The following is a 21,382-nucleotide window of genomic DNA, read 5'->3' as shown; positions in this document are numbered from 1 at the left end:
GACTATAAGGATATGTATATACATTTGAGGTCGCTATGAACAAGGAACTGTTGAACTGCGAGCGGGTCTGGCTCAACGTGACGCTCGCTACCCTGAATGATGAGCTGGCCGACTACGGCCTGCTGCCGCTCTGGGCCATCGGCGTGAAGGATGGCAAGATCCACGCGCTGGTGCCGATGGCCGAGCTTAAGGGGCCCCATCCTGCTCACTGGCAGGATATGCAGGGCAAGCTGGTCACTCCTGGCCTTATCGATTGCCACACCCATCTGGTCTTCGCCGGCAGCCGTGCCGAGGAGTTCGAGCTGCGTCAGCAGGGAGTGCCCTATGCCGAGATCGCCCGTCGGGGCGGTGGCATCATCAGCACGGTGCGTGCGACCCGTGCCGCCAGCGAAGAGCTGCTGTTCGAGCTGGCGTTGCCGAGGGTGAAATCCCTGATCCGCGAAGGGGTCACCACGGTGGAGATCAAGTCCGGCTATGGCCTGACGCTGGATGATGAACTCAAGATGCTGCGGGTGGCCCGTCGACTGGGAGAGGCGTTGCCGATCCGGGTCAAGACCACTCTGCTGGCGGCCCATGCGGTGCCGCCGGAGTATCGCGACGATCCCGACAGCTGGGTCGAGACCATCTGTCAGGAGATTATCCCGGCCGCCGCCGAGGCGGGTCTGGCCGATGCGGTAGATGTCTTCTGCGAGCATATCGGCTTCTCGCTGGCCCAGACCGAGCAGGTCTATCTGGCGGCGGATCAATACGGCCTGCCGGTGAAGGGGCATATGGATCAGCTCTCCAATCTCGGTGGCAGCACCCTCGCTGCCAACTTTGGCGCTCTCTCGGTGGATCATCTGGAGTATCTGGATCCGGAAGGGATCCTGGCGCTGGCCCACCGTGGCGTGGTCGCCACCCTGCTGCCCACCGCCTTCTACTTCCTCAAAGAGACCAAGCTGCCGCCGGTTGCCACCCTGCGCAAGGCGGGGGTGGCGATGGCGGTCTCCTCAGACATCAACCCGGGTACGGCCCCCATCGTCTCGTTGCGGATGGCGATGAACATGGCCTGCACCCTGTTTGGCCTGACCCCGCTGGAGGCCATGGTCGGGGTGACCCGTCACGCCGCCAAAGCGCTTGGCGAGCAGGATCGCCTTGGTCAGCTCAGGGTCGGCATGGCAGCCGATTTCCTGATCTGGCACTGCGTCCATCCGGCCGAGCTGAGTTACATGGTCGGCGTCGATCAGCTGGCAGGCCGCATCTTCAACGGCGAGGAGACCCTCCATGGATAAGTTCAACCCGATCGACATGTCACTCTGGCAGGGGCGGCAGGATCCGGAAGATGGCGAACTGGCCCTGCGTTGGCACGACAAGGTGCTGCCCTGGACCGCCGGAGCACAAGACTCTGCCGGTGTAGTACTGCTTGGTTTTGCCTGCGATGAAGGGGTTCGCCGCAACAAGGGGCGCATTGGTGCTGCCGGGGCGCCGCAAGCGGTGCGCAAGCTGCTGGCCAACACTGCCTGGCACCTGAACCGTCCCGTCTACGATGGCGGAGATGTGAGCTGTACCGATGGCAATCTCGACGCCGCCCACGGCCGTCTGGCCGAGCGGGTCGCCGCTGCACTCGATCTGGGCCACTTCCCGCTGGTGCTGGGGGGCGGCCACGAGGTGGCCTTCGGCAGCTGGAGCGGCCTCAACCTGCATCTGGCGGGTCAGGGGCGAGTCGGCATTATCAACCTCGATGCTCACTTTGACCTGCGGATGAAACAGGAGCTGGCAAGCTCCGGCACCCCCTTCTTCCAGATCGCCGAGCAGTGCGCCGCTCAGGGCACACCGTTTCACTACGCCTGCCTCGGGGTGGCCGAGACCGCCAATACCCAAGCACTGTTTGCCCGTGCCAAGGCGCTGGGTGTGTGGCATGTGCTGGACGAGGCGATGACCCAGACCGGGTTGCCAGCCTTGCTAAGCGGGCTGGACGCCTTTATCGCCGATTGTGATCACCTCTATCTGACCATCGATCTCGACGTGCTGCCCGGCAACCTGATGCCGGGAGTGAGTGCTCCCGCCGCCCGTGGTGTGGAGCTGGCGGTGATCGAACCACTGATCGCCCATATCCGGGCCAGCGGCAAGCTCAGGCTTGCCGATCTGGCCGAGTACAACCCGACGCTGGATCAGGACAATCGCAGTGCCCGCGTGGCCGCGCGACTGGTTCATCTGTTGACCCGTTAACCTTTTGGCCGCTCGTCGCCGAAGGCACCCTATTGATACAACAAGGAGTGTGTATGTCTGTGCAACAGCAGGATCCCCGTCATGATCCGAACCGCGTGATCCGTGCCCCGCGCGGCACCGAACTGACCGCCAAGAGCTGGCTCACCGAAGCTCCGCTGCGGATGCTGATGAACAACCTGGATCCCGAGGTGGCCGAGCATCCCCAGTCACTGGTGGTCTATGGCGGCATCGGTCGCGCCGCCCGCAACTGGGCCTGCTTTGACAAGATCGTCGAGGTGCTGACCCGGCTCGAGGAGGATCAGACCCTGCTGGTGCAATCCGGCAAGCCGGTCGGGGTGTTCCAGACCCACAAGGATGCGCCGCGGGTGCTGATCGCCAACTCCAACCTGGTGCCGCACTGGGCCAACTGGGAGCACTTCAACGAGCTCGATAAGAAGGGCTTGATGATGTACGGCCAGATGACTGCGGGTTCGTGGATCTACATCGGCACCCAGGGGATCGTGCAGGGCACCTACGAGACCTTCTTTGCGGTGGCCAACCAGCACTTCAACGGCGAACCCAAAGGGCGCTGGATCCTGACCGGTGGTCTCGGCGGCATGGGCGGCGCCCAGCCGCTGGCCGCCACCATGGCCGGCTTCTCGATGATCGCCGTGGAGTGCGACGAGACCCGCATCGATTTTCGTCTGCGCACCCGTTATGTGGACAAGAAGGCTCACAGCCTGGATGAGGCGCTGGCTATGATCGACGAGGCCAAACAGAGCGGCACCGCCATCTCCATCGGTCTGCTCGGCAACGCCGCCGACGTCTTCGCCGAGCTGGTGGCCCGTGGCATCACCCCTGACGTGGTGACCGACCAGACCTCCGCCCACGACCCGGTGCACGGCTACCTGCCGCAGGGTTGGAGCGTGGCCCAGTGGCGCGAGCTGCAGCAGAGTGCCCCGCAGGAGGTGAATCTGGCCGCTCGTCGCTCCATGGCCCGTCAGGTGGAGGCGATGCTGACCCTGCAAGAGCGCGGCGCGGCGACTCTGGATTACGGCAACAACATTCGCCAGATGGCGCTGGAGGAGGGGGTGGCGAACGCCTTCGACTTCCCCGGCTTCGTCCCCGCCTACATTCGCCCGCTGTTTTGCGAGGGGATAGGCCCGTTCCGCTGGGTGGCCCTCTCCGGCGATCCGGAAGATATCTACAAGACAGATCAGAAGGTGAAAGAGCTGATCCCCGATGATCCTCACCTGCACAACTGGCTCGACATGGCCCGCGAGCGCATCGCGTTTCAGGGGCTGCCAGCGCGGATCTGCTGGGTCGGGGTCAAGGATCGGGTGCGGCTCGGTCTGGCCTTCAACGAGATGGTGAAAAACGGCGAGCTGAAAGCCCCCATCGTCATCGGCCGCGACCATCTGGATTCCGGCTCGGTGGCGAGCCCGAACCGCGAGACCGAGTCGATGATGGATGGCTCCGATGCCGTCTCCGACTGGCCGCTGCTCAACGCCCTGCTCAACACCGCCGGTGGCGCGACCTGGGTGTCGCTGCACCACGGCGGCGGGGTCGGCATGGGCTTCTCCCAGCACTCCGGCGTGGTGATCGTCTGTGACGGCTCCGATGATGCGGCTCGCCGCGTGGGTCGGGTGCTGCGCAACGATCCGGCCACCGGCGTGATGCGCCATGCCGATGCCGGCTACGAGATTGCCATCAACTGTGCCCATGAGGCGAAACTGGATCTGCCGATGATTGACGGCGCCAACGGTGTCAAAGGAAAGGTGTAACACCATGTTTGAATTGACTATTACTCCGGGCAAGCTGGATCTTGCCACCCTGCGCCGCGTCAGCCGCGAGCCGGTACATGTTTCACTGGATCCGGCCGCGCTGCCGGGGATCCACGCCTCAGCTGCCGTGGTTACCAAGGTGATCGAGCAGAACCGGGTGGTATATGGCATCAACACCGGCTTTGGCCTGTTGGCCAACACCCGTATTCCGGTGGAGCAGCTGGACGAGCTGCAGCGCTCCATCGTGCTTTCCCACGCGGCAGGGATTGGCGAGTACATGGATGACGCCACCGTACGGCTGATGATGGTGCTCAAGCTCAACTCGCTGGCGCGAGGCTTCTCCGGCATCCGGCTGACGGTGCTTGAGGCCCTGATGACCCTCATCAACGCCGAAGTCTATCCGGTGGTGCCGAAGAAGGGATCCGTCGGTGCCTCCGGCGATCTGGCACCGCTGGCCCATATGAGCTGCCTGCTGATCGGGGAGGGCAAGGCCCGCCACAAGGGCGAGCTGATCGACGCCGCTACTGCGCTGAAAATTGCCGGGCTCGAGCCTATCGCGCTGGCACCCAAAGAAGGATTGGCGCTGCTCAACGGCACCCAGGCGAGTACCGCCTTTGCGCTGGAAGGGCTGTTCCATGCCGAGGATCTGTTCGCTGGTGCCATCACCATAGGTGCCATGAGTGTGGAGGCTGCGCTCGGCAGCCGTCGGCCGTTTGATGCCCGCATCCACGAAGTGCGCGGTCAGCGTGGCCAGATCGATGCGGCCGCCTGCTATCGCCACCTGCTGGTGGATGGCAGCGAGATCGGCATGTCCCACCACAATTGCGAGAAGGTGCAGGATCCCTACTCATTGCGCTGCCAGCCGCAGGTGATGGGTGCCTGCCTGACCCAGATCCGCCAGGCCGCCGAGGTGCTGGTGTGCGAGGCCAACGCGGTCTCCGACAACCCGCTGGTGTTTGCCGATGACGAGGAGATCCTCTCCGGCGGCAACTTCCACGCAGAACCTGTTGCCTTCGCCGCCGATAATCTGGCTCTGGCCATCGCCGAGATAGGTTCCCTCTCCGAGCGGCGCATGGCGCTGCTGATCGACTCTCGGATGTCCGGTCTGCCGGCGTTTCTGGTCAACAACGGCGGGGTCAACTCCGGCTTTATGATCGCTCAGGTCACCTCGGCGGCGCTGGCCTCCGAGAACAAGACCCTGGCCCATCCCGCCTCGGTGGACAGCCTGCCTACGTCCGCCAATCAGGAGGATCACGTCTCCATGGCGACCTTCGCTGGCCGCCGGCTTGCCGATATGGCCGAGAATACCCGCGGTATTCTGGCAGTCGAACTGCTGGCGGCGGCGCAAGGGCTCGATTTTCGTGCGCCGTTGCGTAGTACCGAGCTGATCGAGCAGGCCAAGGGACGACTGCGGGCAGAGGTGAGCTTCTACGACAAGGACCGGTACTTCGCGCCGGATATCGAAGCGGCCGCCGCCCTGCTGGGCCGTGCCAGCTACAACGACCTGATCCCGGCCGGGGTGCTGCCCAGCCTGTAAGCCTTGATCCCCCTTCTCTCCTGGCGGGGGAAGGGTTGGGGATGAGGGGGAAGCCGCTTCACTGGAGCCGGTGACCGCCGGGAGCAGATAACAAAAGACCGCCCAATCGGGCGGTCTTTGCGTTTCTGACATTGGTTGAACGCGGTTATTCGTGTTCGAACATCAGGAACAGATAGACCACAAACAACACCAGATGGGTCGCTCCATGGAGCACATTGGTGCGGCCGCTGCTGAAGGTCACTTTACAGACCATCAGGGTCGTGACCAGCAGCACCATATCGGCGGGGGAGAGGCCGAGGCGTACCTCCTGATCCAGCATTGAGCCGATAAAGAGCACGGCAGGCACGGTGAGGGCGATGGTGGCCAGCACGGAGCCGAAGTAGAGGTTCATTGCCCGCTGCAGCTGGTTGTTGAAGGCGGCTTTGATGGCGCCGACTGCTTCGGGGGCCAGCACGATGCAGGCAACGATAAAGCCGCCCAGTGCGGCGGGTGCTTCCATGACATGTACCCCGTAGTTGATGGGGATGGCCAGGGTCTTGGCCAGCAGGATCACTACCAGCAGGTAGGCGAGCAGCAGGATGGTGTGATAGACGTTGCTCTGCAGCGGGCCGTGGTGCTCCTCATAATCCTCGTGATCGCTGTCGACGAAGAAGTGGCTGTGGCTGCGGGTCTGGATCAGCAGAAAGACCCCGTAGAGCAGGATCGAAATGATGATCAGCATCCACGACATGGCGCGCGACATACTGCCGATTGCACCGCCCTCGGTGAAGTTGGGCAGCACCAGACAGAGCAGGGCCAGCGGGATGATGGCCACCAGATAGGATTTCACCCCGTCCAGATTGAAGCTCTGGGTGTGGTAGCGCCAGCCGCCAAACAGCAGGGTGAAGCCCACCAGACCGGTACTCACCAGCATCACTACCGCAAACATGGTATCGCGGGCCATGGTGGGGTTGGGCTCACCGGTCAGCATCACCGAGGAGATCATCACCACCTCCAGCGAGATGACCGAGAGGGTGAGGATCAGGGTGCCGAAGGGCTCGCCCAGCTTGATGGCGAGGGCATCGGAGTGGCGCACGACCGAGAAGATGGCCCAGGTGACGATGGCCAGTAGTGCCGCTGAAACCGGAAGATAGATCCCGAGCGGAGTTGTCTCTGTCAGCAGGTCACTGCCCAGGGTCTTGAAAAAGAGCAGGGTCAGCAGGCCAACGGGCAGGGCAATCTCTTGCCGGATAACTGTCTTCATAGGCAATGGTTCTCTATTGGGGGTCTTGACGACCGGATGACATAAACAGGCTGCTCGGTTATCGGTTGCGCAATAACCGGCTCCTTATGATAAAGGTTGTTATCCCCGTCAGGGCAGATCATTTTGTTGCTGAATGTAAATAAGGGGTGGCAGGAGACGGTTTGATTTCACCATGGAGCCGGGCCTGAGTCTGCAGGGGGATTTATCCGCCTGATGGCCGGGCTGGGTTACGGCGCTACCGCCAGCATCAACCTGATGATGTCGAGCCGCTGACCAAACTGTTTCGCGGCCAGATCCTGCCATATCTACGTTAGCTGGCCTTCTGGTGTTGCAACTGCCACTCCCGTTGCCAGTGGGTCAGTATCTTCAGCGGCATGGGTTTGCCGAAGAAGTAGCCCTGGATCAGATAGACGCCGTGCTGGCTCAGATAGTCGACCTGCAGCTGGCTCTCGACCCCTTCGGCGATCATCTCCATGCCCGATTCCCGACCGAAGATGATGATGGCATCCAGTACGCTGCGCTTGAGGTCGTTGGTGCCTATGGTATCGACGAACATCTTGTCGATCTTGATCTGGCGGATCCCCAGGCTCTGCAGGTAGGCAAAGCCGCCGTAGCCGGTACCGAAATCATCCAGCTTGAAGTGATACCCCATCTGTTGCAGCAGGGTGATCTCCTCGGTGGCCGCCTTGATGTCGAGGATCGGCTTGCGCTCCGTCAGCTCGAAGGTGAGCCGGGCGGGTGAGGGGTTTTGGCTGTGAGCGAGCAAGGTGCGCAGCAGGGGCTGCTCGATATGGGCCGCCACCAGATTGACGCTGACCCACTGCTCTGGCGCCAGCTGCGGCAGGTCGGTGATCACCTGCTCCAGCAACTGTTCGGTCATCGGCAGGATCAGCCCCTGCTCCTCTGCATATTCGATAAAGGTGCCCGGAGGGATCAGCTCGTTTCCCCGCTGCCAGCGCAGCAGCGCCTCGAATCCCACCACTTGGTGGGAACGGGCATCCACTATCGGCTGGTAGAGGGGAATAAATTCCCTGCGTATCAACCCTGTTTGCAGCAGTCCCTTGAGGGAGCGCCGATAGCTGCGCAGCAGCCAGTATGTGACGCTTAACAGGGCACCGAGCGCGATACCGAACCAGAGACCGTAGTGATTGAGTTGGTCATGGGCATATTGCTGCAGCGCTTTACCCGCCCAGACCGTCTGTTTGGTGAGTTCATTGGGATCGAAGAAACTCAGGCTGATATTGCTCTCTTCCTGTTTGATCTCCTTGTCGCCACGGGGAAAGTGGACTGTGCTTGCAGCGGTATCCTGTCGGCTGAACTCCAGATAGAAGCAGTGGCTACAAGGGTGTTGCAGCAGGTCGTGGCTCCAGCTGTTATCCAGCACCCAGTAGGCGAGGTTGCTGCCGGATCGGTAAAAGGCCACCACCTCCTGTTCGGTATTGTATTTGGCCACGGTGGCGGTAATCCCCAGTTTGCCGAACGTCTGCCCGCTGTCTTGGATCTCCTTGAGTAGCGGGATCCCCACCCCCAGGCTGGAACAGCTGTTGCCGGAGGCGAGTTCCAGCCCCTGCAGACGGATATGAGTGCTGTAGAAGCGAGGATCGCGCAGCAGCTCCATGTCTTTGGCGCCGCAGTTGAACTCAAATTGTGCCAGTTGTTTGTTGATGGCAGCATCCAGCTCCCGGTGGCGTACGGCCATGGCTCCCTTGAGCTCGGCAACCTTCTTTTCCAGCAGATGAAAGGCCATCGGCTTGGCAAACCACAGGCCGAGAAACTGGCTGCCCACGACAGGCAGGGCGAACAGCAACAGAGCGATCCAGACGGGTGATTTACGCAAAGGAAGTACCTGCCAGTTTCATGAGACACAAATGGACTTAGCCATCATAGAGCATTAGTGCAATCAATTTGAGTCCGACTTGTCACACTTGTTGATGGATTTTTTAACTGCATGATTTTAAATGTGTTTATTATTAACTTTGGCTAGATTCAATCGCTGACCTGTCATAAATGACAATTGCTCAGCTTATCCGAACTGCATTAGAGTAGCCCTGCGGTTTGACTCACCGTGTGTTCAATACTCCTGTATCTGTTTTTTGTCAGTAGCACAGAGTGTTAGTTTTGATATGAGTGTTCCTTTTGGTCCCCTTTGAGGGACCATTTTTCTGTCTGTCATCCCGCCCTTTCCCGCGTCTGTAGCCCGTCATCCTTGGTATTCTCCCTCTGCTTTGGGTTATGCTTGCCCGCTTAAATTGCAGAAGCGGGATCTTCATCCATAGCTGTGGCCCGATCGCCGCTGCTACCATGAGGCGACATGGATGATGCTGGGCATACGGAAAGGCGCATGAAACTCACTACACAGCTTGTCTCATTTATCACCCTTTGCGTGATCGCAGCCATGGCGACCGTGCTGATTGGCGGGGTGTTCAGCTTTCGCGAGCTGGGCATGGAGTTGCAGCAAAAGAAGGTCGATGCACTGGTCGAAGTGATCGACAAGCAGCTCGATGTTGCTCACGACATGGAAGATATGAGTCACTGGCTGCCCACCCTGCTACGGGCTGCCCATGTTGTAGAGCTGGAGGTGCGCCAGAATAACCAGCGGGTCTACTGGTTCCGCGATGTGCGCAATCCGGTCGACGAGCAGCTGCTGGTGCCATACAGCCACCCGCTGCCCCATCAGGCCGGCATGCAGGCCAACTTCAAACTGGAGCGCCCCTTCAAGGAGGCGGAATACTCCATCAAGGCGATGTCCGGCATCTCGCTGGGCATCTTTATCGTGGTGTTCGGTCTCTGGTACTCCATCCGCTGGCTACGCCAGCAGCTGCGCGGGGCCGAGCTGCTGGGCATTCGCGCCCAGCTGATCCTCGATGACAAGCTCTCCAAACTGAGTCATGACCCCGCCGAAGAGTGGCCGGTGGCCGCCAGTCAGGCCCTCGATCATCTGCTCGCCGAGCTGGCGGATGCCCGCAAGGAGCGCAGCCGCTTCGACAACTTCATTCGAAGCAACGCCTTCGTCGACAAGATGACCGGCATCGGCAACCGGCTGTTTTTCGACAACCGGCTGGAGAGCGCCATCATGGAGGCGAGCGTGATGAGCGGCGGCGTGCTGCTGATCGATCTCGCCTGTCTGGAGGAGCTGGAGGCCGATCAGTTCGAGTTGTTGGGGCACGATTTGATGATGGAGGCGAGCGCCACCATAGGTGCCTTCGTGCGCAAGCATAACGGTGCCCTGCAGGCCCGCTACGCCGGTCAGGTCTTTGCGGTGCTGCTGCCCAATATGTCCGAGAGCGAGATGGTGGATAGCGCCAGCCAGCTGCTCAAGAGCCTGCAACGGCTGCACTGGCCGCAGGAGGTCAATCCGGAGACTGCGGTCTATCTCGGCGCCGTCTGTTATCAGGCACAAGACAGCCTGCTCAAGGTGCAGGAGGAGGCGGAGCTGGCCCTCAAGAGCGCCCGTCTGCAAGGGCACAACGGCTGGTTCCTCTACGAGAAGCAGCTGGATGAGGAGCAGAGCAGCAAGGGCACGGTACGTTGGCGCACCCTGATCAGCCGCCGTCTCGAAGAGCACGGCATCGAATTTTACACCCAGCCGATCCAGCAGGATCGGGGGCAGGTGGTGTTGCAGCAGGAGCTGCTCACCTATCTGCACGACGAGCAGGGACGGGCTTTGCAGGCGGGGATCTTCATGCCGATGGCGGAGAAGGTGGGCCTGTTACTGCAACTGGATCGGCTGGTGGCGGAGCAGACCCTAGCCCTGCTGCGCCAGCGCTCCGAGCAGAGCTGTCCCATCAGCCTGACCCTCAGTGCCCAGAGCCTGCTCAACCGCGAGTTCCAGCGCTGGCTCTTCTTCGCCCTGTTCCAGCTGCCGCGCAGCACTAACGAGCGGCTGATCCTGCAACTCTCCGAATCCCAAGTGACCCGCCACTTCGAGGCGCTCAAGCGGCCTCTGCGCTCCCTGCGGATGCTGGGCTGCCAGCTTGCCATCGATCATGCCGGTCAGGATGTGGTGAGCACCCAGTACATCAAGGAGTTCGAGATCAACTTCCTCAAGCTGCACCCCAGCCTGGTGCGGGAAATCCATGCCCGTCAGGTCAACCAGATGGCGGTACGCAGTCTGGTGGGGGGCTGCGCCAATACCCGCACCCGTGTGCTGGCAGTGGGGGTGGAGAGTGGTGATGAGTGGAAGATGCTGCGCCACCTCGGAGTGCATGCCGGGCAGGGGCCCTGGTTTGCCGAGCCCCAGCGTCTGGTGCTGGAACCGGCTGGTGATTGAGATAAACAAGAGAGGGTCGCCTTGGGGCGACCCTCTCTTGCTTGCGATGCTGTTTGCGGTTGCCGTCAGGCGGGGGTCACAGTCGCCCCTGCTCACGCAGCCCGGCGAGCCCCTGCATGCCGCCAGTGTGGATAAAGACGATTTTGCTGCCGGGGGCGATACGGCCTGCCGCCAGCTCGCGAAACAGACCCCACATTGCCTTGCCGCTATAGATGGGCTCAAGGGGCAGGCCGGTGTCGGTGCTGAAATCCTGCACCCACTGCCAGAGGGCCGGGCTGAATTTGGCGTAGCCACCGTCGTGGTGATCGAGCGCGATGCGCCAGCCGGGGATATTGGCAGCCGCGGGATGGAGGCGACACACCTCGTCAGCGATAAAGCCACCTCCTTTCAGTACCGCAATGGCGAGGATCTGCTCCCGATCCTGTTTCCCAGCGATCAGGCCCGCCAGAGTGCCGCCGCTGGCGCAGGGCAGTACCCAGAGATCCGGCGAGAAGGGCACTTCGCAGACCAGTTCTGCCACGCCGGGGATGGCCAGCGGGCTGCTACCCCCTTCCGGCACTATCAGGGTATCGGGTGCATCGAATTGGGCCAGCCAGTCGGGATCCTGCCGTCGCCGGTAACTCTGGCGGTCGACAAAAACGAGATCCATGCCCCAGCGCCGGGCATCACGCAGAGTAGAGTTACTGACGGCGTCATATTCGCCCCGTATGATACCGGTAGTACGAAGACCAGATTGGCACCCCGCTGCCGCCAGCGCGTGGATATGATTGGAGTAGGCGCCGCCAAACGAGAGCAGATGCCGTTTGCCGTGCTCTTTTGCATGCAGCAGGTGGTATTTGAGCTTGCGCCACTTGTTGCCGGAGATGGCTGGATGGATCAGATCATCCCGCTTGCACCACAGCTCGACGCCATAGCGGGTCAGCAACGGATGGTGGAGACGTTGCAGGGGGGAAGGGAGGATGGCTTGACCCTCTGACTCGGCGGAAAGGTTGGCTTGCAATGGTGAGTCCGTCTTTTAATCTGGAGGCTAATCTGCTGTTTATGTTAATATTTCATACATTTAATCACTATTGATGGGCGGGCTTACATGAAACAACTGTTCAGACGGTCGACGCCAAGCCGCCAGGTCGGGCTCTTGCTGGCCAATGACAGGATCATGCTGGCTGCGGTGGGCAATCCCCCCGTCTTCTCGACGCGCACCATCAACGGCCCACAGGAGTGGGCAGTGGCCATGAACGAGCTGTTCAGCCGTCATGGGCTGGCCAAGTCTACGGTGCGGGTGGCCCTCGCCGCCAGCCTTTATCAACAGATCCAGATCGACAAGCCTGCCGTGCCTGACGCCGAGATGGCGGGGGCGCTCCCCTGGGCCATCAAGGATTATGTCAGCGAACCCGTGCTGCAACTGGCGATGGATTATGTGGACTTGCCCACTCCGCCTGCCGGTCGTCCGCGCATCAATGTGATCTGCCTGCCCAAGAGCCGGGTGCAACAGCTGGCCGATGCCATCAACGGCATCGCCTCCCTGCAATCCATCATCAGCGACGAATTGGCGCTGACCTCTCTCTATGACGCTGACGAGACGGTGCGCATGCTGCTGTGGCAGCCCAAGGGGCAGGATCTGCAACTGCTGGTCTTCCATCAGGGCGGGCTCTGCTTCTCCCGCCAGCTGCGCGGTTTTAGCAGCCTGACTGGCGAACATGAGCCGGACAGCATGCTGCTCGATTCACTGGCGCTGGAGATCCAGCGCTCCCTCGACTATCTGGCGGGCCAGCTGAAATTGCCCGAGCTGGGGCAGATGCAGTTTGCCGTCGCCTCGCCCTTTATCGGTACCCTGGTGCGTCACATGGAGCAGACCTTCGGCTTTGCCGTCTCCGCCATGGCCAACAAGGCGGTCCTGGCCGGCGTCGAATACCTCTCGGCCTACGCCGCCGCCATCGGTGAGGATGCGTGATGAAACGTCAGATAAACCTCTATGGCGCCGAGTTTCGCCCCAAGCGGCAGTGGGCCAGCCTCAATCAGATGGCGCTGGTATGGGGCTTTGCGCTGCTGCTGATTCTGTTGACGGGTGTCGGTTACAGCTGGCAGCAGCAGCAGGTCAGCCGGGCGCTGGCGCAGCGCTCTGCCGAGCTGGAACTCAAGCGCAGCGAGGCGCAGCGGCTCGATGCCGAGCTGGCGCGCCATCAGGCAGATCCCCGGCTGCAACAGCAACTGGTCAACAAGCAGGATGAGCTGACGGCCAAGCAGGGGCTGATGCGCCAATTGGGCAGCCTGACCCTGCAAAAATCCCAGGGCTATGCCAGCGTGATGGCGGATCTCTCCCGCATTCGCAGCAGCAACCTCTCGTTGCAGCGCATCGAGATCAACGAAGGGCGGATCAACCTCTCCGGCTTTGCCGGACGCAGTCAGGATGTGCCGGCCTGGGTCAACCGCTTCAAGCAGACCCCGAGTCTGGTGGGCAAGGAGTTTGGTGAACTGACCCTCGGCCGTGACAAGGAGGGTCGTTTGACCTTCCAGTTGAGCGGCATTGCGCGGGAGAAACCCTGATGAACCTGAAAGCACAATGGCAGGCATGGGGCCAGCGTATCGCCCTGTTGAGCCAGCGGGAGCGGGTGTTGATCCTGCTGACTGGTCTGGTGCTGCTGGGCGCGGCCGGACTCTACGGCTGGCTCGATGGTGCCGATACCCGCCTGCAGCAGGATCGCATGGCCCTGAGCGCCGCCGAGCGCGACCTCGAGATCATGGAGCTGGAAAACCTCGGCAAACAGGCCCGGCTCAAGCGGGATCCCAATCAGGGCGTTCGCGACCAGCTGGCACAGGTCGAGGCGGATCTGGCCCGGATCGACGATGAGCTCAAGGCCCAGACCGTCGATCTGATCCCGGCGCACGAGATGCCGCTGGTGCTGGAGGCGCTGCTCTCCCGCTCCGCCAACCTTCACATGCTGGCCCTCAGTTCGCTGGAGCCGACCCCGCTGATGGCGGGGGAGCAGAAGGTCAATCTCTACAAACATGGTATCCGGCTTCAGCTTGAAGGCGGCTATTTCGATGTGTATCAATATCTTAAAGCGCTGGAAGCCTTGCCGCGCCACTTTTACTGGAAGCAGTTCGACTATCAGGTCAAAGCCTACCCCGGCGCGGTGGTGGAGATGGAGATCTACACCCTGAGTACCAGCAAGGAGTTTATCCGTGGCTAGAGTGTTTGCGTTGTGCTGTTGCCTGTTCAGCTTGCTGGTACAGGCGGAGCAGGTCGAGGTATTGCAGGATCCCACCGCGCCGCTGGCTGATGTGGCGGTTGGCGCCCGTGCGACCGGCGAGAGCAGCGCCGGTTTGCCGAAGCTGCAGAGTGTGGTGCTGGGCAATGGCCCGGCACTGGCGGTACTCAATGGCAAGAGTTATCGGGTCGGACAACAGGTGGACGGCTATACGCTGGTAGCCATCAATGCCGATGCCGTGGTGCTGGAAAAGGCGGGAAAACGCCATGCGGTAACACTGTTTGCCAGCAAGATCCGGGTTTGAGTCGTGCTTGCCTCTCGAGAGGTGAATCGGCTTTATCGAGTTTAATTGCAAGTCAGGGTGCCCTAATTACATGAAAAAACACCGTCTCTGTCTGATCACCGTGGCCATGATGGCTGCAGGCTGTACCACGTATCAGCACCCCGAGCCGACCCAGGCGAAGGATGCCCTCAAACAGGCCATGAACGAACAGCAGAAACAGGCTGCCCCTCTGACCGCTTTGCCCAAATCGGTGCAAAGTGAGTTGCTGCAGTTGAACCGGCCGCAGATACCGGTCGGCATGCCGGAGAAGCGGCTGCGTATCGCGGCTCACGACGTGGAAGCGGTGGAGTTTTTCGGTTCCCTGTTCAAGGGCTCCCGCTACAGCGTGGCGGTTCACCCCGGGGTGGCAGGGCTGGTCTCCGTCGAGCTCAAGGATGTGACTCTGCCGGAAGTGCTGGCGGTGGTGGGCGACATGTACGGCTTCGACGTGCAGCGCAAGGGCAATGTCTTCCATATCTATCCGGCGGGTCTGCGTACCGAAACCATCCCGGTCAACTACCTGATGATGTCCCGTCGTGGTCTCTCCCGTACCTCGGTCAGCACCGGCGGGGTGACGGCCAATGACAGCAATAACAGCAGCGACAGCAGTTTTGACAGTGCATCGAACAACAACAGCACCAATAACTCCTCCGGCAACAACTCGAACGGCAACAGCAGCAATGGCACCCGTATCGAGACCGATACCAACAGCGACTACTGGACCGATCTGCGCGATTCTCTGCAGACCCTGATTGGCACGGGTGATGGTCGCGCGGTGATCACCAGCCCGCAGGCGGGTCTGGTCACCATTCGCGCCTACCCGAAAGAGCTCAAGGCGGTGCGTGAATTCCTGAATCAATCCGATAGTCACCTCAAGCGGCAGGTGGTGCTGGAGGCGCGGATCATCGAAGTTGCCCTCAACGAAGGGTATGAGCAGGGAGTGGACTGGAGCGGTCTCTCCGCCAGCTGGGATGGCAACAAGGGGATTACCGGTGGCGGTTCACTGGCCAATACCCAGTTACCCACCACCCCTAATCAGATCTTCACTGCACTGGGTGGCGGCGCCGGTTTCAAGGTCTCTGACGGCAACTTCAATGTAGCGGTCAACCTGCTCAAGACTCAGGGCGATGTGAATACCCTCTCCAGCCCCCGTGTCACCGCGACCAACAACCAGAAGGCGGTGATCAAGGTGGGGACGGACGAGTACTTCGTCACCAACGCATCGACAACAACCGTGAGCACGACGAGCGGTGACCGAACAACTCCCAATGTAGAGTTGACCCCTTTCTTCTCAGGTATTTCTTTGGATGTAACACCACAGATCGATGAAGAGGGGAAGGTGCTGCTGCACATCCATCCCTCCGTTATCGATACTGAAGAGCAAACCAAGACCATAAAGGTGACAGACAGCGATACGCTGGTGTTGCCGTTGGCGAAAAGCTCGATCCGCGAATCCGATACCGTGGTGCAGGCCAATAACGGTGACATCATCGTTATCGGCGGCCTGATGAAGACCGACAAGCAGGAGATCGTCAGCAAGGTGCCGCTGCTGGGGGATATTCCCTGGGTGGGTGAAGCCTTTACCAACCGCCGCGAGAGCACCAAGAAGGTGGAGCTGGTGATCATGCTCAAACCGACCGTGGTGGAGAAAGATACCTGGCAAAACGAGCTGCAACGCTCCTCCGAGCTGCTCGACAAGTGGTATCCGGCCAAGGGCTGACCCATGACACCAGATACGGTCACCCTTATTCCGAACGGCCTGTGCAGTCTTGACTGCACAGGCTGCTTGCTTGCCGTGGCAGGTGAGGTCTCATGTACCTGACCCACTTCGGCCTGCAGGAGGCACCGTTCAGCCTCACTCCCAATACCGGCTTCTACTACGGCCTGCCGCCTCACGAAGAGGCGCTGCAGGTGCTTAACTGGGCGCTGGCGCAGGGGGAGGGCTTTATCAAGGTGACCGGCGAGGTGGGTACCGGCAAAACTCTGCTTTGCCGCAAGCTGCTCAGCGAGCTGGGCTCGGAAGCGCGTCCGGTGCGGCTTGCCTGGTTGCCCAATCCCCACCTCACTCCGGCCGAGCTGCGCATCGCGCTGGCGCTGGAGCTGGGGTTGGCGGTACGGGATCAGAGCGAGCTGGATCTGACCGATCGTATCCATCGTCACCTGATCAGCCTGCACCAGCAGGGCAGTCGGGTGGTAGTGCTGATCGACGAGGCGCAAGCGCTGCCGGACGAGACGCTGGAGGCGATCCGCCTGTTCGGCAATCTCGAGACCGAATCGAGCAAGCTGCTGCAGATCGTGCTGTTCGGCCAGCCGGAGCTGGATGCCAGACTGGCCAAGCCGCATCTGCGCCAACTGCGCCAGCGGATTGGCTTCTCCTACAACCTGCGGCCGCTGCGTTTTGACGAGACCCGCGCCTATCTGGAGCACAGATTGCAGGTCTCCGGTTACCGCGGGGCACCGCTTTTTGCAGGTCGAGCCATGCGTCTGTTGTGGCGGGCATCGCGAGGGATCCCGAGACTTATCAATATCCTGGCGCAGAAGTGCCTGATGCTGGCCTATGGTCAGGGTGTGCGCCAGATCGATAGCCGTCTGGTGCGGCTCGCCATTCGCGATACCGACGATGCCAGCCGCTTTGCGCCACGGCGCTGGTGGCCCTTGTTACTGTTGCTGGGGTGCGCCCTGGCTTATGGAGTCTGGCCATGAGCGTTATCAACCAGATGCTGAAAGATCTGGACCGGCGCCAGCAAGGATCCGAAGGTGCTGCCGTCTATATTGCCCCTGCGCGTCAGCAGGGATGGTGGATGTTGCTGCTGACCCTGATCTGCGGTCTGGCACTGGGGATCCTTGGTTGGCGAACCTGGATCTACTGGCAGCAGACCCATACCGTGACGGCTGCCAGCGAAGTGGTCGCCCCCGATGTGGTGGCAAGGGCCGCCGCGCCGGTCAGCCAGCCCGAGCCGGTCGAGGTGGCGGCCGCGCTGCCGTTGCCAAGTCAGGATGAGGTGAATGATGAGGCAGGCGAGAGTGACTCGGATGGCATGGCCGACGGTGCGCCCTTTGATGCCTCCAGCGATGTTGACGAGTCCGAGCCGACCGATGAAGAGCTGCAGCCCGAGCTTTACGCCGAACTGGCGGCAGAGCAGCAGGCCGTCGCCAGCTCGCCGCGCAAGCCGAGCGTATTGAAGATCGAGACGGTGGAGCTGTCGGCCAAGGAGCTGGCGGCACTGGCGGAGCGCAAGGCGACTACCGCCATGGCCAAGGGAAGCCTGCGGGATGCGCAGGACAACTACTATCAGGTGCTGGCCCACGATCCCTACAATCAGGGGGCGCGCGAGCAGCTGGCGGGGCTGCTCTACGGCGAGGGCCGTCTGACCGAGGCGCGTCAGCTGCTGGAAGAGGGGATCCGGCTCGATCCCCAACAGGCCGATTTTCGTCTGCTGCTGGCCCGCCTTGCCATCAGCGAGGGGCAACAGCAGCAGGCGCTTGGCTGGTTGTCCGGCTATCAGCCGGATCTCGCCAGCAACATGGACTACTACGCCACCTGGGCAGGACTGACTCAGGAGTTGGGCCAGAATGCCGATGCGGCGGCGCTCTATGTGAAGCTGCTGCGTCAGCAGCCGGATCAGGGCCGCTGGTGGCTTGGCCTCGGCGTGGCCGAGGATGGTCAGGGTCACAGCCAGCGGGCGCTCGATGCCTATCGCAACGCCTTGCTGCACGGCAACCTCGGCGAGGCGTCGACCAACTGGCTGGAACAACGAATTGGCCAACTAACCCCTTGATAAACAGCAGGTTCGATTAGCTAAGCCTAATCGGATGCGGCAACGGGTGTGAAGTAACAGAGATCGGAGCAAACATGGCACAACCCAGACTGAAAATGCGCCTCGGCGACCTGCTGGTACAAGAGCAGATCATCTCTGATGATCAGTTGCAGCTTGCCCTGCAGCAGCAGCGTCAGACCGGCCGCAAGCTGGGCACCACTCTCATCGACCTCGGCTTTATCAGCGAGGTGCAGCTGTTGCAGTTCCTCGCCCGCCAGCTGGATGTGCCCTTCTTCGATCTCAACAACCTCACCATCGACGCCGCCGCGGTGCCGCTGCTGCCCGAAGTGCAGGCGCGCCGTTATCGGGCGCTGGCGGTCAACCTTACCGACGACAAGGTGACGGTGGCCATGTCGGATCCGGCCGATCTGAGCGCACTGGATGCCATCGCCGCCCTGCTCAGCCCGCGCATCATGGTGCTGGCGGTGGCGCGGGAAGGGCAGCTGCTGGAGTATTTCGACCGCCTCTATCGCCGGACCCGCGAGATTGAGAGTTTCGCCGAACAGCTGCAAGAGGAGTATCAGGACTCCGGCTTCGAGCTGGGCTCCAGCAATCTGGGAGCCAATGACGAGGGGGAGGCGACGGTGGCCAAGCTGCTGCGCTCCCTGTTTGAGGATGCGGTGCAGGTGGGGGCGTCGGATATTCACATCGAGCCAGACGAGAAGGTGCTGCGCATTCGCCAGCGGATCGACGGCATCCTGCACGAGAATATCCTCAACGAGGTGCGCATCGCCCAGGCGCTGGTGCTGCGTCTCAAGCTGGTGGCGGGGCTCGATATCTCCGAGAAGCGCTTGCCGCAGGATGGCCGTTTCAATATGAAGGTGCGCGGTCGCGATGTGGATGTGCGGATGTCCACCATGCCGGTGCAGTATGGCGAGTCTGTGGTGATGCGTCTGCTGGATCAATCCTCCGGCATCCTGTCGCTGACCGAGACCGGCATGCCGCCGGAGATCCTGACCCGTTTCCGTCGCCAGCTCAAACGGCCACACGGCATGATCCTGGTGACCGGCCCGACCGGTAGCGGCAAGACCACCACCCTTTATGGCGCACTCTCCGAGCTCAACCAGTCCAGCAACAAGATCATCACGGTAGAAGACCCGGTGGAATATCGTCTCTCCCGCGTCAATCAGGTGCAGGTCAACCCCAAGATCGGCCTCACCTTCTCCAACGTGCTGCGCTCCACCCTGCGTCAGGATCCGGACATCCTGCTGGTGGGTGAGATGCGGGACAACGAAACGGTGGAGATCGGTCTGCGTGGCGCCATCACAGGTCACCTGGTGCTGACCACCCTGCACACCAACGATGCGGTGACCAGTGCCTTGCGCCTTATCGACATGGGGGCGCCCGGCTATCTGGTGGCGAGTGCCCTGCGGGCGGTGGTCGCCCAGCGGCTGGTGCGGCGGGTATGTGAGCACTGCGTCGAGGAGAAGGCGCCCGACGAAGGGCAGGCCACCTGGCTCACCGTGCTCTCCGGCGAGGCGGCTGGCCAACACACCTATCACAAGGGGCGGGGTTGCCAGAGCTGCAACTTTACCGGTTATTCCGGCCGGATCGGGGTCTACGAGCTGTTGGAGCTGGATCAGCCGATGATGGATGCCCTGCGTCGCAACGATGCGGAAGGGTTCGCCAAGGCGGCCCGTCAACACGAACACTACCGGCCGCTTGCCCTCACTGCCCTCGATTATGCCCGTCAGGGAATCACCTCGGTGGATGAGGTGCTGCGACTGGCCGAGGATCTGGGGTAAGCGATGGCTAACTTTGCCTACAAGGGGCGTGACAGCCAGGGCAACGCCACCAGTGGCGTGGTCGAAGCGGCCAACGAGATGGCGGCCGCCGAGCAGCTGATGCGCCGCGGCGTGATGCCCACCGAGCTCAAACCGGGCAAGGCCAAATCCGCCGCCATCGACTGGTCGCTGTTGCTGGAAGGGGGCGTCAAGCTGGACGAGCTGGTGATCTTCAGCCGCCAGATGTATGCCCTGACCCGGGCCGGGATCCCTATCTTGCGCGCCATTGCCGGGCTGGAGGAGAGCACTCACAGCAAGCCGCTCAAGCGGGCGCTGCACTCGCTGGGGGAAGATCTCGGCAATGGTCGCCCTCTCTCCAGCTCGATGCAGGCGCACCCCAAGGTATTCAGCAGCCTGTTTGTTGCCATCATCCATGTGGGTGAGAACACAGGTCAGCTGGAAGAGTCCTTTTTGCAGCTGGCCAACTATTTCGAGCTGGAGCTGGAGACCCGCAAGCGGATCAAGACCGCGATGCGCTACCCCAGCTTCGTGATGATCGCCATCGGTATCGCCATGGTGATCCTCAATATCATGGTGATCCCGGTGTTTGCCGGCATGTTCGCCAAATTCGGGGTGGAGTTGCCGCTGGCGACCCGCATTCTGCTCGCGACTTCCCACTTTTTCGTCCACTACTGGTGGCTGCTGCTCGCCATTCTGGCGGGGATGGTGTTCGGCTGGCGCCGCTGGGTCGCCACCACCAAGGGCAAGCTGACCTGGCACCGCTGGCAGCTCAAGTTGCCGATCGTCGGCACCATCATAGAGCGCTCCCTGCTGGCCCGTTTTGCCCGCAGTTTTTCCATGATGCTCAAGGCCGGGGTGCCGCTAAACACGGCGCTGACCCTGGTGGCCGATGCGGTGGATAACGCTTATATGGCGGGGCGGGTGCGGGATATGCGCGCCGGTATCGAGCGGGGCGAGAGCCTGCTGCGCACCGCCAGCAGCAGCGGCCTGTTCACTCCGCTGGTGATGCAGATGATCGCCGTGGGGGAGGAGACCGGTCAGGTCGATGACCTGCTGCACGAAGCGGCCGAGTATTACGAGCGGGAGGTGGATTATGACCTCAAGAGTCTCACCGCTCGGATCGAGCCGATCCTGATCGGGATCGTGGCAGTAATGGTACTGATCCTGGCACTGGGTATCTTCACCCCCATGTGGGACATGATGCGCGCAGTTCGCGGCAAGTAACTCGGCATCTTCACGCTTGAATGGTGGGACATGATGAGAGCCG

The 21,382-nt window shown here is 61.5% G+C and carries 17 protein-coding genes; 14 read left to right on the top strand and 3 right to left on the bottom strand.

The features are described 5' to 3' along the window. Positions 1-35 precede the first annotated feature (35 nt). From hutI to hutH, 4 genes are read left to right on the top strand one after another with little or no spacing between them, the layout of a single operon-like run. Positions 36-1,271, top strand: coding sequence for an imidazolonepropionase (hutI, locus tag I6L49_RS14015; protein ID WP_234916044.1), 1,236 nt, complete (start codon positions 36-38; stop codon positions 1,269-1,271). After that, positions 1,264-2,208, top strand: coding sequence for a formimidoylglutamase (gene hutG, locus I6L49_RS14010; protein WP_216949771.1), 945 nt, complete (start codon positions 1,264-1,266; stop codon positions 2,206-2,208). Before hutI ends, hutG begins: the two co-directional genes overlap by 8 nt. Before the next feature lie 53 nt (positions 2,209-2,261). Continuing rightward, a complete protein-coding gene (gene hutU / locus I6L49_RS14005; RefSeq protein ID WP_216949770.1) occupies positions 2,262-3,971 on the top strand; it encodes a urocanate hydratase in 1,710 nt (569 codons plus the stop codon). Between the two features lie 4 nt (positions 3,972-3,975). Beyond that, positions 3,976-5,508: a histidine ammonia-lyase gene (gene hutH, locus I6L49_RS14000; RefSeq protein ID WP_216949769.1), complete on the top strand. Its 1,533-nt coding sequence runs from the start codon at positions 3,976-3,978 to the stop codon at positions 5,506-5,508. Between the two features lie 145 nt (positions 5,509-5,653). Here hutH and I6L49_RS13995 read toward each other — a convergent pair whose 3' ends face one another. Both I6L49_RS13995 and I6L49_RS13990 read right to left on the bottom strand, forming a co-directional pair. Then, complete coding sequence (locus I6L49_RS13995; RefSeq protein WP_005348596.1) at positions 5,654-6,751, bottom strand: calcium:proton antiporter; 1,098 nt, start codon at positions 6,749-6,751, stop codon at positions 5,654-5,656. A gap of 310 nt (positions 6,752-7,061) precedes the next feature. Continuing rightward, the gene (locus I6L49_RS13990; RefSeq protein WP_216949768.1) at positions 7,062-8,588 is read right to left on the bottom strand and encodes an EAL domain-containing protein; all 1,527 of its coding nucleotides are present in this window, start codon (positions 8,586-8,588) and stop codon (positions 7,062-7,064) included. Positions 8,589-9,092: 504 nt separating this feature from the next. Here I6L49_RS13990 and I6L49_RS13985 point away from each other — a divergent pair. After that, on the top strand, positions 9,093-11,021 hold the full coding sequence (locus I6L49_RS13985; protein WP_042081406.1) for an EAL domain-containing protein: 1,929 nt from the start codon (positions 9,093-9,095) through the stop codon (positions 11,019-11,021). Positions 11,022-11,097: 76 nt separating this feature from the next. Here I6L49_RS13985 and I6L49_RS13980 read toward each other — a convergent pair whose 3' ends face one another. Continuing rightward, positions 11,098-12,021: a 1-aminocyclopropane-1-carboxylate deaminase/D-cysteine desulfhydrase gene (locus I6L49_RS13980; protein WP_216949767.1), complete on the bottom strand. Its 924-nt coding sequence runs from the start codon at positions 12,019-12,021 to the stop codon at positions 11,098-11,100. A gap of 87 nt (positions 12,022-12,108) precedes the next feature. Between I6L49_RS13980 and I6L49_RS13975 the strand changes: the two genes are divergently transcribed. The 9 genes from I6L49_RS13975 to I6L49_RS13935 all read left to right on the top strand — a co-directional run bounded on the left by I6L49_RS13975 (position 12,109) and on the right by I6L49_RS13935 (position 21,339). Continuing rightward, positions 12,109-12,972 carry an MSHA biogenesis protein MshI gene (locus tag I6L49_RS13975; protein ID WP_216949766.1) on the top strand — a complete coding sequence of 288 codons (864 nt, stop codon included), beginning with the start codon at positions 12,109-12,111 and terminating at the stop codon, positions 12,970-12,972. Next, positions 12,972-13,565, top strand: a complete 594-nt coding sequence (locus tag I6L49_RS13970) for a PilN domain-containing protein (protein WP_069528443.1) — start codon at positions 12,972-12,974, stop codon at positions 13,563-13,565. The genes I6L49_RS13975 and I6L49_RS13970 overlap by 1 nt, the downstream gene beginning before the upstream one ends. Then, a complete protein-coding gene (locus tag I6L49_RS13965; RefSeq protein ID WP_100647015.1) occupies positions 13,565-14,212 on the top strand; it encodes an MSHA biogenesis protein MshJ in 648 nt (215 codons plus the stop codon). The genes I6L49_RS13970 and I6L49_RS13965 overlap by 1 nt, the downstream gene beginning before the upstream one ends. Beyond that, on the top strand, positions 14,205-14,534 hold the full coding sequence (locus I6L49_RS13960) for an MSHA biogenesis protein MshK (protein ID WP_005342886.1): 330 nt from the start codon (positions 14,205-14,207) through the stop codon (positions 14,532-14,534). Before I6L49_RS13965 ends, I6L49_RS13960 begins: the two co-directional genes overlap by 8 nt. Positions 14,535-14,604: 70 nt before the next feature. Then, on the top strand, positions 14,605-16,272 hold the full coding sequence (mshL, locus tag I6L49_RS13955; RefSeq protein ID WP_139405092.1) for a pilus (MSHA type) biogenesis protein MshL: 1,668 nt from the start codon (positions 14,605-14,607) through the stop codon (positions 16,270-16,272). 92 nt (positions 16,273-16,364) lie between these two features. Then, positions 16,365-17,255, top strand: a complete 891-nt coding sequence (gene mshM / locus I6L49_RS13950; protein WP_111900320.1) for an MSHA fimbrial biogenesis protein MshM — start codon at positions 16,365-16,367, stop codon at positions 17,253-17,255. Then, on the top strand, positions 17,252-18,331 hold the full coding sequence (locus I6L49_RS13945) for a tetratricopeptide repeat protein (protein ID WP_216949765.1): 1,080 nt from the start codon (positions 17,252-17,254) through the stop codon (positions 18,329-18,331). The genes mshM and I6L49_RS13945 overlap by 4 nt, the downstream gene beginning before the upstream one ends. 74 nt (positions 18,332-18,405) lie before the next feature. After that, positions 18,406-20,115, top strand: a complete 1,710-nt coding sequence (gene mshE / locus I6L49_RS13940) for an MSHA fimbrial ATPase MshE (RefSeq protein ID WP_216949764.1) — start codon at positions 18,406-18,408, stop codon at positions 20,113-20,115. Between the two features lie 3 nt (positions 20,116-20,118). Further along, a complete protein-coding gene (locus tag I6L49_RS13935; RefSeq protein ID WP_043826246.1) occupies positions 20,119-21,339 on the top strand; it encodes a type II secretion system F family protein in 1,221 nt (406 codons plus the stop codon). Positions 21,340-21,382 lie beyond the last annotated feature (43 nt).

It is taken from the genome of Aeromonas sp. FDAARGOS 1419 (assembly GCF_019047045.1).
Lineage (GTDB): Bacteria > Pseudomonadota > Gammaproteobacteria > Enterobacterales > Aeromonadaceae > Aeromonas > Aeromonas veronii.
The sequence above is the reverse complement of the archived record's forward strand: the minus strand, read 5'-3'. Positions and strand labels throughout refer to the sequence as shown.